Below are 17,696 nucleotides of genomic sequence, written 5' to 3'. Positions count from 1 at the left end.
CAAAACACAGGATTTCACCAGGTTAGGAAATTTTTGGGGAACTTGTGTGTATATTCAAGAAACAAACTGTGTAGTTTTTAAGACGGTTGAACAAAGAATACACAATAATCTTCTCACAACATTTTAGAACAGTAATCAAATTCGTTTATATGGATATACATCACGGAGAAATCATTGAAAAAGTAGTTAGAAGAAACGGTCACTCTATAACAGATGTGGCGAGATTGACAAACGTAAACCGAAGATCAGTGTATAACTGGTTTAACCAGCCAAGGCTGAAACCCGAGATCATTTATAAAATCGGGTGTGTTATAAACCACGACTTTTCGAAGGAATTACCACAGCTATTTACCCCTGAAGATTTTGAAAAAGGATTTAAGGAGCATTCTCCGGTTGAGAAACGAGCAGAAGAACAAAAGGATATCTGGAAGGATAAGTATATTGATCTGATGGAACGCTATAACGCACTACTTGCAGAGTGCAATATGGAACGGGAGATCAATAATATTCTGAACCCGGTTAGCTAGTTTAGCCAAAAAAAAGAGACTGGTGCTTAGGGCATACCAGTCTCTTTTTTTGTTTGTGGCTTGAACCATCCATAAGTATGGCTAAACTTCAGCACGATAACAGCTAAAGGCGGCAGCTTTAGGGAAAGCGAGTGTGTTTGGCGGTTATATGGAATTGCTGAGGTTTCCAGTTCATTGACGTTCCTCAGGTCACTACCACCATAATACAGGTTGTCAGAATTGAAGATTTCCTTATAGTAACCCATCTTCGGCACCCCTAGTCTATAATTCTTCCAGACCACAGGGCTAAAATTGGCAACGAATATCAGGGTGTCCTGCTCATTTTTTCCTTTACGTGTCCAGGAGATCACAGATCTTTCCGCATCATCGGCATTGATCCATTCAAAACCTTCTGATGCAAAATTAGCTTCATACAATGCGGGATGGTCCTGGTAAAGTTTATTCAGATCTTTAACCACGCGCTGAATACCTTGATGATCTGGATTGTTGTTCTCATGCCAGTCCAGGCTGAAATCATGTCGCCATTCATGTCTTTGCGCAAACTCTCCGCCCATAAAGATCATCTTTGCACCTGGATGCCCAAACATGTAGGCATACAGTAAGCGAAGATTAGCAAACTGCTGCCAGTTATCCCCCGGCATTTTATTGATCAGAGAGCCTTTTCCATATACCACTTCATCATGCGACAAAGGCAAAGTAAATTTCTCAGAAAACGCGTACATCATGCTGAAAGTAAGCTGTCCATGATGATACTTTCTATAGACGGTGTCCGTTTGCAGGTAGCCGAGGGTATCGTGCATCCAGCCCATCATCCATTTCATGTCGAAGCCCAGTCCACCTTGCGAAACTGGATGTGTGACCCCGGGCCAGGAAGTAGATTCTTCCGCAACGGTGAAAACATCGCTGTATTCTGTATGGATCACCTGGTTGAGCTCCTGTAGAAAACTGATCGAATCCAAATTCTCCCTGCCTCCATGGATATTCGGAATCCACTCACCTGGTTCGCGGGAGTAATCCAGGTATAACATGGAAGCTACCGCATCCACCCGCAGTCCATCAATATGATACTTCTCCAGCCAGAACATGGCGTTGGAGATCAGAAATGCGCGAACCTCATGTCTGCTTAGGTTGAAGATAAAGCTCTTCCAGTCTGGATGAAAGCCTTTTCTTGGATCGTCCCATTCATAAAGATGTGTACCATCGAAATACCCGGGACCGTGTTCATCAGTAGGAAAATGTGAGGGTACCCAATCCAGGATCACTCCGATACCGGCCTGATGCAATTTATCGATCAGGTACATAAAATCCTGCGTGGTGCCATATCGGCTACTTGGTGCATAAAAACCCACCACCTGGTATCCCCAGGAACCATAAAACGGATGTTCCATAACGGGCATGAATTCGACATGTGTGAAATTCATATACTGGCAATAGGCTGGCAGTTGTTCAGCCAGTTCCCGGTAAGTCAGAAATGCATTGGGTTTCTCCTTATCCATTCGCCGCCAGGATCCCAGATGAACTTCATAGATTGATATAGGCTTACTCAATGGCTTTTCCATTTTTCTTTTTGCCATCCATGCCTCGTCGTTCCATTCATAACTCAGGTCCCAGGTAACACTTGCTGTGTGTGGTGGCGTTTCCCAGTGAAAAGCATATGGATCGCCCTTTTCCACCTCATAGCCAGAGTGCGACTGGATGAAGTACTTATAGTATTCGGCCGGACCAAGTCCTGGTATAAAACATTCCCAAATTCCAGAGCTATCCCAACGCACAGACATCGGGTGACTGCTACGGTTCCAGCCATTAAAGTTCCCGACAACACTTACCTGTTTTGCATTGGGCGCCCAAACGGCAAAGTAGGTGCCTTGGCTACCCGCATGTTCCACTACATGTGATCCGAGTTTGTTAAACAGCTTGTGATGCTTTCCTGCTTTAAACAACTGAATGTCCTCATCGGAAAACAAAGAAAACCAAGCCGGTGCTTCCACCGGCACATTGCTTTTTACCGCTTTTATCTTCGCCATACCTCTATACTTAAACTGCTACTACGCTCCTATTCTTTTCCACAATTGCCTTGATTCCGCGCAATGGTACAATGACCCAGTCCGGGCGGTTGTTTAATTCATAATTTAACTCGTAAATCGCCTTTTGCAACAAATAGGTTTGCAACAAGGTTTCAAGATCAGCGGCGTTATCTGGTACAATCGCTGCTGTGCCAACTTTGGCCATGTAAGATTTGATGAAGAAACCGCTCATATAATGATACCATTGCTCAACATAAGGTAATAACACGGTAATATCTTCTTTACGAATCTGGTTGTCCAGGAACAAGCTACCAAATGCCGCATAATGGAATGACCGGATCATACCAGCGACATCGCGGAGGGCCGAATACTTCAATCGGCGTTCACTGTAACTTCTGGATGGTTCACCTTCAAAGTCTAATATCAAGAAGTCTTTACCGGTAAATAAAACCTGTCCAAGGTGAAAATCGCCGTGAATCCTGATCTTGTTAACATCTATCTTGCGGCTATAAACCTGCTTTAATATGCTGAGTATCTCGTTTTTCATGCTGAGCACCTCTTCTGCCTCTGCACGGATCTCTGGGTTCAGCGACTTCAGGTTCTTACTCAGGCTGGAGAATGCTACCCTTACCAATGACTGTAAGGAAGAGAACAGCGAGCGCTGATAGTGTAGTGAGAAAGGCTCGGGCGTGAAAGCTGGATTTTCAGTATCCAGTGCAAGCGCAAGATGCATCTCAGCGGTCCGCTGCCCCAGAAGGTGACAATTCTCGGCAACGTTCGCTTCCAGCAACTCCTGAATGGCAGGGGGAACTTCCTCAAATACTGCCGGTGCGGACAGGGAGCCGACTAGATCCGGCATCACAAAGCCTGCATCGGTATTAGAGAGTATCTTTTCATTGAAATCATCAAGCCTGTCGAGCATATACGCCCAACCGTCACTAGTACTTTTCACCATCTCCTGCATCATACCCAATACCATGGTCTCCTTGCCGAACTTCCATTCGATGGCCCCGATATATCCAGGTGTATGTTTGAAACCTGCCGTTTCACTCAAGTGGCGACTAAGCTCTACATCAGGGTTGATTGCACGGTCTACTTTCCGGTATATCTTGAGGTAGAAGGTGTTATCATAGGTGATTGAAGTGTTGCTCTGCTCCGCGGAGATTACACGGGGTTTGGTTTTTGGATTTTCCTGCACATGCTTTCGAAGCGTCTTGTTGCCGTGGAATATCAACTCCGAGCGGTTTTGCGGCACATGATGGTTACTCGCCATGTTGGTCAATATGCTTTGCTGCAGATCAATACCATATATGGCGTCGTACAATACCGCTTCTTCACCATCAAGGTCAAGGAAGGCGATAACCGATTGCGGACAATTATCCTGAAGTTTGTAGGAGAACTGCCCTAAGCCACAGGCTACGGGAATCTGGTACATATCGGGTAGCCCATCACGGTAAGAGACCTCGAGCAGCAGCACGAATGCGCTATCTTCCTGCATTGGCACAATGGCATGATCAATGATTTTCACGTTTTCCATCCCCCTGCCCTTACCGCCGAACCAACGTAAGCGCATCATGTACTTAGGCAAGATTTCGGTTTCCAGCTGTGCAAGGATCTCAGGTTTAAGCAGGTCTTTCCACTTATTCATCTTTATGGTATGGATCTGCACGTCATTTTCCAGCTCCGGATGTACTTTCTCTAAAATAAAGCTTTGCGTAGCGTAGGCGCCGAGTGTAAAGAAATATGGAATATCCTCCCGGATCAAGGGAAAACGATTACGGCTTAAGATTTCTACGGGAACATACCCTTTGAACGTATCAAGGTCAAGTTCTGCCACCTGTGCAAATCGCGAAAGGTTAGCAACAATAAGCATGGTTTCATCCTCAAAGCTGCGGGTGAAAGCAAAAACCTTTGCATTTTCACTCTGAACAAACTTCATATCGCCGCGGCTAAGTGCCTTATATTTTTTCCGTGTGCTGATCACCCGCTTCATCCACCACAGCAGCGAAGAGGTATTGCGGGATTGCAGTTCTACGTTCACAGATTCATAATGAAACTGTGGATCCAAAATCAGGGGCAGGTACAGCTGTTGCGGGTTAGCCTCAGAGAAGCCGGCATTGCGGTCGGAATGCCATTGCATTGGTGTGCGCACGCCATCCCGGTCCCCTAGGTAGAAGTTATCTCCCATACCGATCTCATCACCATAATAGATCACTGGCGTACCAGGAAGTGTAAACAACAGGGAGTTCATCAGTTCGATCTTACGGCGGTTGTTTTCCAGCAGGGGTGCCAGGCGGTGCCTGATACCAAGGTTGATTCTTGCTTTAGGATCTTTTACATAAACCTTATACATGTAATCACGCTCCTCGTCGGTAACCATTTCCAGGGTGAGCTCATCGTGGTTCCTGAGGAATATCCCCCACTGGCAATTCTCCGGGATGGCTGGCGTCTGATCGTAGATATCAGTTATAGGGTATTTATCTTCCATCTGTAAAGCCATGAACATCCTTGGCATCAATGGGAAGTGATAGTTCATCTGACACTCGTCGCCATCGCCAAAGTATGCTGCTGAATCTTCGGGCCACATGTTTGCCTCCGCAAGTAACAGCGTACCCGGGTAATGGTCATCAACATATTTACGAAGCTTCTTAAGGAAGGCGTGGGTCTCTGGCAAATTTTCGCAGTTGGTTCCATTACGTTCAAATAGGTATGGCACAGCATCGAGCCGGAAACCATCAACACCCATTTTGCACCAGTAGTCCATGATCTTGATAACTTCCTGCTGCACGGCAGAGTTATCGAAGTTCAAGTCGGGCTGATGGTGGAAAAACCTGTGCCAGAAGTATTGCTTCGCCACTGGATCCCAGGTCCAGTTGGAGGTTTCATAATCCTGAAAAATGATCCTTGCATCCTTGAAATTCGTCGGGTCATCTGTCCAGACGTAATAGTCGCGGTAATTGGAGCCCTTTGGAGCCTTTCTCGCACGTTGGAACCAGGGATGCTGGTCGGAGGTATGATTGATGACCAGCTCGGTAATTACCCGTAAGCCTCTTTTATGTGCTTCTTTTAGAAAAGTTTTAAATTGTTTGATATCCCCGTAGGAGGGGTTGATGTTGTAATAATCGGCAATGTCGTAGCCATCATCACGTAATGGTGATGGATAAAAAGGAAGGAGCCAGATCGCAGTGACACCAAGATCTGCCAGGTAAGGAATTTTTTCAATAAGGCCTTTAAAGTCGCCTATACCATCACAATTCCCATCGCGGAAAGCCTTGATGTGGAGTTCATAGATGATTGCGTCTTTGTACCAAAGGAGGTTTTCGTCAATCCGGTTATTTTTTTCAGCCATGGTTGTATATGCTTATTGTTCTATTCTAAAGATGTGTGCAGGCATCAGGTATGGGTTTAGCTCCACATACTGCCACTCGCCCTGCCAATGGTATTCGTCGCCACTAAGGAGATCATGCACCCGGTAGGTCGTTCCCGGACTGATTCCAATTATCGCTTCCGGTATTCTGACCATTGCAGCATGGGTATTCCAGAAGTCCATGTTCACTACTACAATAAGCCTGTTCTTCGTTATTGCATCAACTTTAACATAACAGAGGATCTGATCGCTACTGGTCTCTGCAAACTCGATATTCCAGGTACTTTGAAGTGCAGGATTCTCTTTACGGATCTTATTTATCCGGATCATGATTTCTCTGATGCGGGTGTATTTATCCCAATCCCAGTGCTGGATTTCGTATTTCTCATTATCCACATATTCCTCCTTGGCGCCATGGGGGGTGTTAATCCCGAACTCATAGACCGGACCATAAACGCCGTAACTGGAAGAAAGCGTTGCGGCGAGGATCAGCCGGGTGATGTGCGCATTTTCGCCACCCGAGATCAATGCAGGCGGCAGGATATCGGGGGTATTCGGCCAGAAGTTCGGCCGGAAATAATATCTCATCTCCGTCTTCGTCAACTCAGTTAAATACTCCTCCATTTCCTTTTTGGAATTCCGCCAGGTAAAGTAGGTGTATGACTGGTTGAAGCCCGCTTTTGCAAGGCGCTCCATTACACGTGGCCGGGTGAAAGCTTCTGCGAGGAATAAGACCTCAGGATGTTTGTTCCGCACTTCGCCGATCGTCCATTCCCAGAAACGGAAAGCCTTGGTATGTGGATTATCAATGCGGAATATGGTTACACCCGCATCTACCCAATATTCAATCACACTCTTAAGCTCCTCCCAAAGGTTTTCCCAATCGTCAGTTTCGAAGTTAAATGGCAAGATGTCTTCGTACTTTTTCGGCGGATTCTCGGCATATTGAACCGTCCCGTCAGGACGCCAGATAAACCACTGGGGATGTTCCTTGACGTAAGGGTGGTCTGGAGCACACTGAAAGGCAATATCCATGGCGATCTCAATGGCCATCCCCTTTGCAGCTACGACCAGCTTTTTGAAATCATTGAGGGTGCCGAGTTGGGGATGTATCGCCTTATGCCCCCCCTTTCGATTGCCGATCGCCCAGGGCGACCCAGGATCGTCCTTTGTCGCAATGAGGGAGTTATTTTTGCCTTTACGGTTTTTTTCGCCGATTGGATGTATGGGCGGGAAGTATAAAACATCGAAACCCATCTGTGCCACCCGCGGCAATAAAGCGATCACATCTTTGAAAGTTCCGTGGCGCCCAGGTTCTTTCGCTGCAGAACGGGGAAACAGCTCGTACCAGGTGCTAAAGGCAGCCTTTTTACGTTCAATTTCGATCTGATAGACCTGCGAAGAGCTGATGATATCTGCCGGTCGATAAGGATACATTAAGGCTGCAAGTTCATTATCCAGGGCAAGCTCCAGGGCTGCGGCAGGTGTTTCTGCCTGAGCGATGCGGGCTGCCCAATTTTGGAGGGCTGTTTGTTGCTCCGGCAATACTGCAGCCGCCTTTTTAAGCAGAATCAACCCGATCTCCAGCTCCACGTCAATGTCCTGACCAGCATCAAACTTCTTCTTCAATCCTTTTTTCCAGTTCGTATAATGATCCTCCCAGCCTTCTATCCAGAAGCTATGCTTCCCGATCGCAGTGAAGGTGTGTTCAACCGTCCAGAAATCATTGATCTGAAAGACCATGGGGACTTCGGTGACCTCATTTACGGCTGCGTTACTGATATATAAGCTTGCTGAAATGGCATCGTGCCCGTCTCCAAAAACATCTGCTGAAAATGTGATGGTGTCGCCAATGACTGCCTTCGCCGGGTAGCTGCCCGCTTCAACGACAGGCTTTACATTATTGATAATAACTCTTGTTTTACCGCTTGCTTTTATCATTTACTGAAAATTGGTTACTATATAAATCCGATACCCAGTTGAATGTTTTACAAAGACCAGAAATCTTAACTAAACCGAATTAATACGATTAACCAGCAGGTTTTTAGTTGGTTAACAACGTATCAGAATTCGTATTTATAACGCCAGCCTGCGTGCTCAACTTCAATTACGGTGCTTTATTCAGGAAATTGTCATCTCTCACAATGTTTGGTTATATCGGGAAAAAGCGATATACCTTTGTGCCATGGATCAGGTAGACATCTTCAAAGCGCTTTCAAATAAAACCAGGCTGCAGATCTTAGCCTGGCTTAAAGCGCCTGAGATCAACTTTGCGGAACAAACTGAGGCTGGCTTTGCGTACGGCGTTTGTGTAGGACAGATACAGAAAAAGGCAGGCCTGACACAATCGACAGTGTCTGAGTATCTTGCTATGCTGCAGCGTGCCGGCTTGGTTAGCTCCGTCAGGGTTGGGCAATGGACGTATTACCGCCGTGATGAAGCGGGGATCAAAACCTTGATGGATCGCATTAACAAAGAACTTTAATAAAGCATAAACAACAACACACGTATGAATAACGATAGCTTGTTCAAACCTTTTCGTTTGAAATCTTTGAATATCAAAAACAGAATTGTCATGGCACCCATGACGCGTTCTTTCTCACCGGAAGGTGTGCCCACAGCGGATGTGGCGGCATACTATAGCAGAAGAGCAGCAGGACAAGTTGGCCTGATCCTCTCTGAGGGTACCGTCATTGACCGTGCTGCCGCTTCCAACGATCCTGCAGTACCACATTTCTATGGCGCAGCAGCCTTGGATGGATGGAAGCAGGTTATTGATTCGGTGCATACTGAAGGTGGACAGATGGGTCCACAGATCTGGCACATGGGCATCATGGATAACCATCCTTCCGGCTGGTTGCCATCAACACCATTTGAAGGTCCTTCAGGTTTAAACCGTCCGGATTTCAACAACGGCAACACCATGACCGATGCCGACATTGCGGATACGATTGCTGCCTTTGGCCGTGCAGCAGCAGATGCAAAAAGACTGGGCTTTGACTGCGTGGAAATTCATGGTGCCCATGGTTATTTGATTGACCAGTTTTTCTGGAATGCAACCAACAAACGTACCGACATCTATGGCGGCAAAACACTTGCTGAGCGCAGTAGATTTGCGACAGAGGTGATTAAAGAAGTCCGGAAATCGGTGGGCGAAGATTTTGCCCTGATTATCCGTTTATCACAATTTAAGCCTTCGGCATACCATAATAAACTTGCAGCAACACCTGAAGAAATGGAGCAATGGCTGAACCCAATGGCAGATGCCGGTGTAGACATTTTTCACTGCTCACAACGCCGCTTCTGGGAACCTGAATTCGAAGGATCAGATTTGAACTTTGCAGGCTGGGCGAAAAAAGTTACCGGCAAAGCGACCATTACCGTAGGTTCGGTAGGTTTAACCGGGGAGTTCCTGGCTGCATTCGCAGGAGAAAGCTCCGCACCATCATCATTGGATGAATTATTACGCAGAATGGATCGAGGTGACTTTGACCTCGTTGGTGTGGGACGTGCTATACTCGCTGACCCGAACTGGACGGAAAAGGTAAAGGATCACCGTACCGCTGAGTTGATAGGATTTACTAAGGAGGCATTAGCACAGCTGCTATAGCACAACAACGATAATGATGCGCTATTCGACTGGATAGCGCATTTTTTATGCAATAGTTTTATCTTTGACTATGAAGAAAATTAAGTCTATACTACTATTCGTATGCATGGCAGCTGGTTTAGCAGCTTGTAAAAAGAATTCCAGCAATGACAACTTTGATGTAGTTGCGCAATTTAATGCAGATACAACCGCCATCCGCGCTTACATCGTTACAAACAGCATCCCAGCAACAAAACATGAATCTGGCGTTTTTTACCAGATCATCACCCCTGGCACCGGATCGGTAGAATACAAGCCAAGTACCACTGTGACCGCGCACTATTCTGGTCGTGTTTTAGGAAATACAGCAACGTTTGACTCTACGGAAGGTAAAGCTCCCGCTGCATTTCCTTTAGGTGGAGTGATTTCAGGCTGGCAGATTGGTGTACCGCTGATCCAAAAAGGTGGTACGATCAGGTTGATCATTCCTTCTTATCATGGGTACGGAAACCGTGCCACTGGATCAATTCCTGCGAACTCCATCCTGGACTTTAACATCACCCTGGTTGACGTTAACTAATCCAAAAGAACAAATCAGAAAATTATGGCCACTTATCCGGAGTTAGAACAGCTCCGGATAAGTTGTCTTAAGCGCCTTTACGGCAATCTCTATAAGCTGCAGGTTTTGCAGTTGATGTCCATGCTGCACTTCCACATTGATGTAAGGAATTTTATTTTGCATGGCATAAAGCGAAAGCGAGCCATCATCAGCCGCATCCCGGCTCTGTAACACCACGTTAACATCCTCTTTCTTTAAAGCATTAAATAACTTTAAATCAGTTACCAGGATCAGATCGTCCGGGTCCATATTAAAGTTAATATGCAGGGAATCTGCAACCAGCTCCAACTCATGTCCTTTCAGGTAGGAGTTAATGCCGAAAGCGCCGTCAGTATTGTTATGCAAGGTAAAAATGTAATCCGGCTTACCGGGATTGTAGAAATTTAAGATCATTTCAGCAGCCGTATTCAGGCTTGCACTCACATCGTCGTTAACAGCACCATAAAACTCCAAGCCCTCCATTACACCATAGCTCGAATAAATTTTGTTCGGATCAATTTGGTACTGCAGGCCTTGATAATTGATGTTGTAATTGCGCAGGTCACCATATTGAGAATCAAAAACACTACCTCCACTAAACCTGATGTATTCAAATGCGGCTTTCACCCCGGTATCCTCATTGTCGTGAATGACGAGGAAGTTTATATTGGGTTTGCCATAGCTGTATTTAACTACCTTTAATGGTAAAGAATACATGTCCACAAACAGCGTATCCATCTTCATGCCTTCAAATACCGGAGGGTGTTGTGCATGAACCAGGCCAGGGAAGGAAAGGAGAATACTAAGCGTTAAAAGGCGAGGTAAGTTGATTAAAAGCTTATAGATCATTCATTCACAGGATAAGTGTCATCATTGTTGTTGCTACCTGAATGCCTCAACAGGCGCAAGCGATAGCAGTTCATAGCAGTGTCGCCAAGCTGTGCCACGAGTTTATAGTTGGCGATGGCGCCCACAGCGGCCCCTATTACTGGCACCAGTTGTGCCATTTTTGCCAGATCGATATAGTCGCGGTATTCCTGTTGAAAACTGCGCCAGTTAAAATCCTCAGCATGTTCAGGCAGTGTTTGTGCAAAGTCCTCCCAGGTATCTATCATTTTATAGACTTCATTGCGCCGCTGTTGGCTGGAGAAAGCGAGTTGAAAAATGTAGAGGATATACAAGCGCTCGCGGTAGTCTTTTACGTCGAAGCCGTACAGTGCAGCGATATCAAATAGCAGCTTCATCTTCAAGCCGATGAGTACCGGAAAATCTGCAAGCCCCATCAGTAGTCCACCAGCTCCGGTTACTGCACCTTCCAGCGACGCGGTTTTCTGATAGAAAGCAATTTGATTTTTGATGTAGGCTTCTCGATATACCAATGAACCATTTGTCATTTTCCGGCCAGTGGTGTATTCAGCGCCAAAAAGCACAGCCTTGAATAGTTTCTCCATGTTGAGGGTAATTGCTTTGTGCACTTTCTCGGGGATATATCCATTGATCTTATCCTGAACCTTCTTCGACAGACGATCTGTAAAGGAAGGCGCACTGGTCATTTTACGATGCCAAAACAAAACTTCGGTACGTACCTGATCCTCGTAGCTGTTTAAATGATGATGCTGCATATTTAAGCCATTAAGCTATGTAATATTTTTATCTTACCCATTTACAGGCCAAATAATTTTGTTACTTAGGTGATAAATCCTTCAAATTTCATGCAAAGAAGAAACTTTTTGAAGTCAGGCTCCCTTGCTGCGCTCAGCTTGGGTACCCTGACCAGCTCATCCTGCAGCATTCTTGTTGAGGAAAGCAACAATTCTAATAAACCAACCAAACTTCCGGGCGACTTCGAGCTTAATGAAGCCAGTATAAAGCTGTTGCAGGAGAAAATGGCAGATAAGTCTTTAACTGCCCACACGATCACCAGCTTATATCTGGATCGTATCGCCGCCATTGACAAAAAAGGTCCCGCACTAAACTCAGTGATTGAGCTAAACCCTGATGCCTTAGAGATCGCTGAACAGCTGGATAAAGAGCGTGCCCAGGGGAAGGTCAGAAGCATGATGCACGGCATCCCCGTACTGATCAAAGACAATATCGATACTGCGGATAAGATGCATACCAGCGCAGCTGCGCTTGCACTTTCGGATAACATCGCCAGCCAGGATGCACACATTGTTAAGCTACTGCGTGAAGCTGGCGCGGTGATCCTAGGAAAAACAAACCTCAGTGAATGGGCAAACTTTCGCTCCTCAGATTCGACAAGCGGCTGGAGCAGCCGCGGCGGACAAACAAAAAATCCCTACATACTGAACCGTAATCCAAGTGGTTCAAGTGCAGGCTCCGGTACTGCCGTTGCTGCAAACCTCTGTGCCATTGCTATAGGTACGGAAACAGACGGTTCTATTGTATCCCCGAGTTCTGTGTGCGGTGGTGTAGGCATCAAGCCAACGGTGGGATTGTGGAGCAGAAGTGGTATCATTCCCATCTCCAAAACACAGGACAGTGCCGGCCCGATGGCGCGGAATGTCAGCGATGCAGCGATACTGTTGGGAGCGCTTACGGCTGAAGATCCTAAAGATCCTTACACAAATTCGGCTCGCGGAAAGAGACATCAGGATTATACGCAGTTTCTGAATCTTGATGGGCTGAAAGGCAAGCGATTGGGTCTGGAGCGGTCAGCCATAACGGCAGGAAACGTCGCGGCCCAGCAGCTGCTGCAAACCGCTGTAGACCTGATGCGCAGTAAGGGTGCTACGATTATTGAGATCGACCTGCTTAAGGAATTACGATCTCTCGGGAATGCAGAATACACCGTCTTGCTGTATGAGTTTAAAGCCGGCGTAAATGACTATTTAAGTCATGCAAACTCCGCCATGAAAAGCCTGGCAGACGTTATCGCTTATAATAAAAACAACGAAGCTAAGGCAATGCCCTTTTTTAAGCAGGAAACACTTGAGCTGGCGCAGTCGAAAGGCGGATTAGACAATAAGGAATATCTGGATGCGCTAAAGAAGTCAAATCTGGAAAGTCGCAAAATCATCGATGGCTTGATGGACAAACATCAACTGAACGCTATTATTGGTCCCACTAATGGATTTGCAGTATGTATCGATCTGGTTAATGGTGACTATGGGAATGGTTTTTCGTTCTCCTCTCCTGCTGCGAAAGCCGGCTATCCGCATATCACCGTACCCATGGGCAGCTGGCACGATCTACCGATGGGTATCTCATTTTTTGGGAAGGCTTTTACGGAGCCAGAACTGATCAGCATCGCCTATGCCTACGAGCAGGCAAGTATGAAACGCACTGCCCCCAAATATATTCCGGCCTTATTTGGTTAAAACCAATGGAGGCTGCTTTTGTTAGGTTAAAAAATTGTTAAGCATGAATGATGAATTTCTGCATTACCCGGCTGCGCCAATAGCTTTGAAGATGGCTGTGTCGCTTGGCATCGGGATGCTCATTGGAATGGAACGTAAATGGTCTAACAAGGAGATGGGCATCCGCTCGTTTTCGATGGTAGCCATGTTGGGTATGCTCTCTTCTGTTATCGGTACAAACTTCGTAATTGCCTCTTTAGCCGGCGTGCTGCTGCTGGTTTTACTGAACAATGGTCGGAACATTCTGGTGGACCGCACTTTAGAGATTACAACATCCGTTGCGCTCATTGTGACCTATGTGCTGGGCGTGCTGGTGGGCTTGGGTCATATATTTCTGCCCGTTGCAGGGTCCATCGCGATTATGATGCTCCTGGCATGGAAGGCAGAATTGAATAAGTTTGCTGGGGGCCTGAAACCCGCTGAAGTTCGCAGTGCAGTACTGCTGGGGCTGATCGGCTTCGTGATCTATCCGATTATGCCCGACCGCTATGTCGACCCATGGGAGCTTTTCAATCCAGGTGATGCCTGGGTCAGCGTTATCGCGATATCCGGCATTGGATTTCTAAACTACTTTTTGCTTCGTGTATTCAGCACGAACGGACTTTATCTGGGCGCCATATTTGGTGGACTGGTAAACAGTACGGCTACCCTTGCGGAAACCAGCCAGCGCGTACAGCAGGCTGGTCTGACTTCCCGGATAAGTACCCTTTGCCTGTTAACGACCATCGCAATGTTTGCACGCAATCTTATTCTGCTGTTAATTTTCTCCCCACTTTCCATCACCTCAACGCTCCTGCCGATCCTGGCGATGTCTGTGGTATCCGGATTATGGATATGGAAGGATTATACGGAGGAAAAGTCAGATCCAAATAAAGTACCAGCATTACAACTCGCCTCCCCGATTTCACTGATGAATGTGCTGACCTTCGGATTGATCTTCGTTATTATCGCCATCGGCGGCACATTGCTTACGAAGCTATTCGGAAACTACGGCATCATGGCTACGGGCTTTTTTGGTGGATTTGTAAGCAGTGCCAGCACAACAGCTGCCGCTGCTACCATGGCCAGCCACGAGAAGATCAGTGCTGCGCTTGCCGGAAGTGTCACTATTGTCACTTCACTCACAAGTGCCTTAGTAAGCTTACCGATTGTCTGGAAGATCATAAAGGACCGGGCAGCTGTTAAAAAACTAACCTTTCAGCTTTGTACTGTACTCGCTATCGGTATTGCAGTTGTGATGCTCGACAGGTACTTCGAGTTTTCAGAACAACTGATCAACTTCAACCCCGACATGTTCAATAAACAGGCAGCGCGTTAGCTATTTCTGCTTTTTCAACAACAGGAAGCCTAATGCAGAAGTTAGCACGAAAGCGGCTGCAAGGTATTTTTGATGTGCTCTTGGCCGCCCAGGCAAACCCCAACCACCGAAAACGGAATTGCCAAAGGCAAGGGTATTAAACAGGTTCCCATTGGTTTTGCCAGCCTGCTTTGCCTGTTTCAGATAGGTGGCAATTACTGCTTTGGTAACTGTGGTGGTTATACCTGGAAATAATCCATAGGCCAATCGAATAACGCTCGATACGCTGCCGATCATCAATTCGGATTTCGGATTTTCGGCAAGTTTCACAATCGCCATTGCCAATCTTCTTGGATCGTATACAGGCGGCGCTGGCTTAAGCGCTTTTCCGGTGTAGTTTGCTGCGTGTTGAATGCCCGGTGAATCCAGAAAGGCAGGATAGGCATCACAAACATGAATATTAGGGGAGCCGCTTAACTCAGCTTTGAGCGCTGAGGAAAAACCCCGGATGCCGAACTTACTGGCAGAATAGCCGACCCCATAAGGTACAGGCATAAAGCCGCCAATGGAGATGTTGTTGATTAAAGTACCATATTGCTGTTTTTTGAAGTACGGCATTACCGCATGAGCCCCATAGATATAGCCGAGCAGATTGGTTCGTACGACTTGTTCAGTCACTTCAATAGGCGTTTCTGTGAACGCTCCCACCGCAAGTACACCTGCATTGTTCACCCAAACATCTATTTTACCCCCGAAGTCATCCGCTTCGCTGGCCAGGTTGATCAATGCAGTGGGTTCCGTTACGTCGGTGACCACACATTTAACGGCTGCACCAAGCACTCGACACTCCTCAGCGGTCTCTTCCATGGCGGTTAGATTTCGCGATGCAAGCACCAGCTTGTGCCCTCCTGTTGCGAATTCAAGTGCAATAGCTCTACCGGCGCCACTGGAGGCACCAGTAATGACAATTGTTTTTTGATCTAGCATAATAAAGGTTTTGTTTATACAACTTATGCAAGCGCATTATGTTTTTGTCTATTTGAATTTGCGCCAAACTGATTAGGGTCACAAAAAATTAACACGAGGGTCATTCCTGCTTACACCGATTTTCACGATCTTTAGCTAAGCAACAGGAATAAAGAGGATTAAATAAAATGTTATGAAAAAGATTATAGTATTTACAGACTTCTCGGAACGCGCGGCGCATGCCGGTGAATATGCCTTCCAGCTTAGCCATGAACTGCAGGCCAACATTATCCTTTACCATGCCTATCTGAATCCTGCTTCACAACCTTATGCCGCACAGGTTGCCTGGCCCATGGAAAATGCTGGGGCGCTGGAAATAACCAGCAGAAAAGAGCTGGCGCTTGCTGCCTCCAAACTCAGCAAGACTTCAAGCCTTAGCGCCGCCACGGGCTTTACTCCAAAAATAGAAACGCGTTGTGACGAGGGAGAGATCGCCGATCATATAGATGAACTGCTTAGTGATCGAGACATCGTCCTTTTTGTCATGGCTAATCATAGAAAAGGCTTTAGCAGCCTGATTACGGGCAATCACATGAAGAAACTACTGGAACAATCGAAAGTTCCCGTGCTGGTTGTTCCGCAAGCCGCTGCTTTTAAGGGCATCCAAAAAATTGCATTTGCAACAGATCTGCAACTGCAAGATATAGAAGCTCTGCATTCACTGTGCAGCCTTGGCAGACATAGAGAGGCAAGTATCATGCTTGCACATGTATCTTCGGAAAGTGAACAAGAACAGGGCAAGGAAAAACGGGATCAGGTGCAGCAATTTTTATGCGCGGTAAGCAGTAAGATCAACTATCCCCACATTTACTACCGCCACGTGCAGGATGCCCAGGTATCCTCAGGCTTGAAATGGGTATCTGAACATGTTAGCTTTGACCTGCTCGTGATGGTACATCATCAAAAGCACTTTTTGCAGCGTCTATTTAGCAGTAGCAACACACATGAGGTTGCCAATGACATGAGCATTCCGCTGCTTGTATACCCTTATCCCGCCGAACATTATCCGGTATTCTGATTATTTAATGGAATGCGCAAACTGGGATGGGCGCATATTGGTAAGCTGGTAAAAGGTATTGCTAAAAGCAGCGATACTTTGATACCCGGTGCGATAAGCGATTTCACTCAAGGTGAGTTCCGTCTGAAGCATCAGCTCTACAGCTTTCACCATCCTGAGTTGCTTTAAGTATTGTAAAAAGGAGATGCTAAGTTCCGCCTGAAAGATCCTGGAGAGCGTACGTTCGCTTAAGGAAAATTCTTTACTGATTCTGGTTAAACTAATCTCCTCTCCGACATGGGCTTCCATGTACTTCAGTATCGGCACCAGGCGCTCGTTTCTCGTCACTGGTAATACCGTATGCAGGTGATTATTGCTAATTTCCGGCAGGATATTGAACAAGGCCTTCAGGAATGGATAGTATTTGTTTGTCTTGCCGATCTCCCATTCGAAGTGTTCAGTAAACAAGAGCATTTCAAGTAAAAGTGTGTCTACTGGGTAAATGCCCATCTGCTGGTAAAAAACTTCCTCGGTGTCGAGTTCAAAATACACCGTCCGGATGGCAGTCGCTGAACTTCTAACGGTTAGAAAATGCAGAAGTCCTGGAGGTATCCAGATGTAATGTCTTGCAGGTATCACCAGGATCTTTCCCTGAACATGAACATAGGCAATTCCCCCATCTACGTAAGTTAACTGCCCTTTGGTATGCTGATGGACTGGGAAGCGGCGTTCCAGCTTTTCATGTAATACAAAGATTGCATCCGGTGTCGCATCTATATACCGTAAATATTCTTCTGAATTCCGGACAACCTCAACTTGGCTCATTTGATATAATTTTAGGCAAATTACATAAAGTGCAGCAAAAGGCATAGCGGTACCTTTGTGTTGTTA

General features: G+C 46.3%; 14 protein-coding genes. 7 read left to right on the top strand and 7 right to left on the bottom strand.

Features of this window, described 5'->3' with window-relative positions; translation table 11 throughout:
* Positions 1-149: 149 nt before the first annotated feature.
* On the top strand, positions 150-527 hold the full coding sequence (locus tag AC5WJX_RS00765; RefSeq protein WP_494482935.1) for a hypothetical protein: 378 nt from the start codon (positions 150-152) through the stop codon (positions 525-527).
* A 26-nt stretch (positions 528-553) separates the two neighbouring features.
* Here AC5WJX_RS00765 and glgB read toward each other — a convergent pair whose 3' ends face one another.
* From glgB to AC5WJX_RS00750, 3 genes are read right to left on the bottom strand one after another with little or no spacing between them, the layout of a single operon-like run.
* A complete protein-coding gene (gene glgB / locus AC5WJX_RS00760; RefSeq protein WP_494482934.1) occupies positions 554-2,551 on the bottom strand; it encodes a 1,4-alpha-glucan branching protein GlgB in 1,998 nt (665 codons plus the stop codon).
* Positions 2,552-2,561: 10 nt separating this feature from the next.
* Entirely contained in the window at positions 2,562-5,900 is a 3,339-nt protein-coding gene (gene treS / locus AC5WJX_RS00755; RefSeq protein ID WP_494482933.1) for a maltose alpha-D-glucosyltransferase, read from the bottom strand.
* A 12-nt stretch (positions 5,901-5,912) separates the two neighbouring features.
* On the bottom strand, positions 5,913-7,859 hold the full coding sequence (locus AC5WJX_RS00750) for an alpha-1,4-glucan--maltose-1-phosphate maltosyltransferase (protein ID WP_494482932.1): 1,947 nt from the start codon (positions 7,857-7,859) through the stop codon (positions 5,913-5,915).
* Positions 7,860-8,103: 244 nt separating this feature from the next.
* Here AC5WJX_RS00750 and AC5WJX_RS00745 point away from each other — a divergent pair, with 244 nt between their 5' ends.
* From AC5WJX_RS00745 to AC5WJX_RS00735, 3 genes are all read left to right on the top strand, one after another.
* Positions 8,104-8,403 carry an ArsR/SmtB family transcription factor gene (locus AC5WJX_RS00745; RefSeq protein WP_494482931.1) on the top strand — a complete coding sequence of 100 codons (300 nt, stop codon included), beginning with the start codon at positions 8,104-8,106 and terminating at the stop codon, positions 8,401-8,403.
* Positions 8,404-8,427: 24 nt separating this feature from the next.
* On the top strand, positions 8,428-9,528 hold the full coding sequence (locus AC5WJX_RS00740) for an NADH:flavin oxidoreductase (RefSeq protein ID WP_494482930.1): 1,101 nt from the start codon (positions 8,428-8,430) through the stop codon (positions 9,526-9,528).
* A gap of 70 nt (positions 9,529-9,598) precedes the next feature.
* Positions 9,599-10,087, top strand: coding sequence for an FKBP-type peptidyl-prolyl cis-trans isomerase (locus AC5WJX_RS00735; protein WP_494482929.1), 489 nt, complete (start codon positions 9,599-9,601; stop codon positions 10,085-10,087).
* A gap of 42 nt (positions 10,088-10,129) precedes the next feature.
* On the opposite strand, the gene AC5WJX_RS00730 is transcribed toward AC5WJX_RS00735, so the two are convergent.
* A complete protein-coding gene (locus tag AC5WJX_RS00730; protein ID WP_494482928.1) occupies positions 10,130-10,954 on the bottom strand; it encodes a hypothetical protein in 825 nt (274 codons plus the stop codon).
* Positions 10,951-11,727: an EcsC family protein gene (locus AC5WJX_RS00725; protein ID WP_494482927.1), complete on the bottom strand. Its 777-nt coding sequence runs from the start codon at positions 11,725-11,727 to the stop codon at positions 10,951-10,953. The genes AC5WJX_RS00730 and AC5WJX_RS00725 overlap by 4 nt, the downstream gene beginning before the upstream one ends.
* A 90-nt stretch (positions 11,728-11,817) precedes the next feature.
* Here AC5WJX_RS00725 and AC5WJX_RS00720 point away from each other — a divergent pair, with 90 nt between their 5' ends.
* Together AC5WJX_RS00720 and AC5WJX_RS00715 are read left to right on the top strand one after the other, a co-directional pair.
* Positions 11,818-13,446, top strand: coding sequence for an amidase (locus AC5WJX_RS00720; protein WP_494482926.1), 1,629 nt, complete (start codon positions 11,818-11,820; stop codon positions 13,444-13,446).
* Positions 13,447-13,489: 43 nt separating this feature from the next.
* Positions 13,490-14,803: an MgtC/SapB family protein gene (locus AC5WJX_RS00715; RefSeq protein ID WP_440430016.1), complete on the top strand. Its 1,314-nt coding sequence runs from the start codon at positions 13,490-13,492 to the stop codon at positions 14,801-14,803.
* Here the strand turns inward: AC5WJX_RS00715 and AC5WJX_RS00710 are convergent, their stop codons facing one another.
* On the bottom strand, positions 14,804-15,769 hold the full coding sequence (locus AC5WJX_RS00710) for an SDR family oxidoreductase (protein ID WP_494482925.1): 966 nt from the start codon (positions 15,767-15,769) through the stop codon (positions 14,804-14,806).
* Positions 15,770-15,941: 172 nt separating this feature from the next.
* Between AC5WJX_RS00710 and AC5WJX_RS00705 the strand changes: the two genes are divergently transcribed.
* Positions 15,942-16,826 carry a universal stress protein gene (locus AC5WJX_RS00705; RefSeq protein ID WP_494482924.1) on the top strand — a complete coding sequence of 295 codons (885 nt, stop codon included), beginning with the start codon at positions 15,942-15,944 and terminating at the stop codon, positions 16,824-16,826.
* Here AC5WJX_RS00705 and AC5WJX_RS00700 read toward each other — a convergent pair whose 3' ends face one another.
* On the bottom strand, positions 16,827-17,630 hold the full coding sequence (locus tag AC5WJX_RS00700) for a helix-turn-helix domain-containing protein (protein ID WP_494482923.1): 804 nt from the start codon (positions 17,628-17,630) through the stop codon (positions 16,827-16,829).
* Positions 17,631-17,696 lie beyond the last annotated feature (66 nt).

This window comes from Pedobacter sp. NEAU-ZC8 (assembly GCF_059278965.1).
The sequence above is the reverse complement of the archived record's forward strand: the minus strand, read 5'-3'. Positions and strand labels throughout refer to the sequence as shown.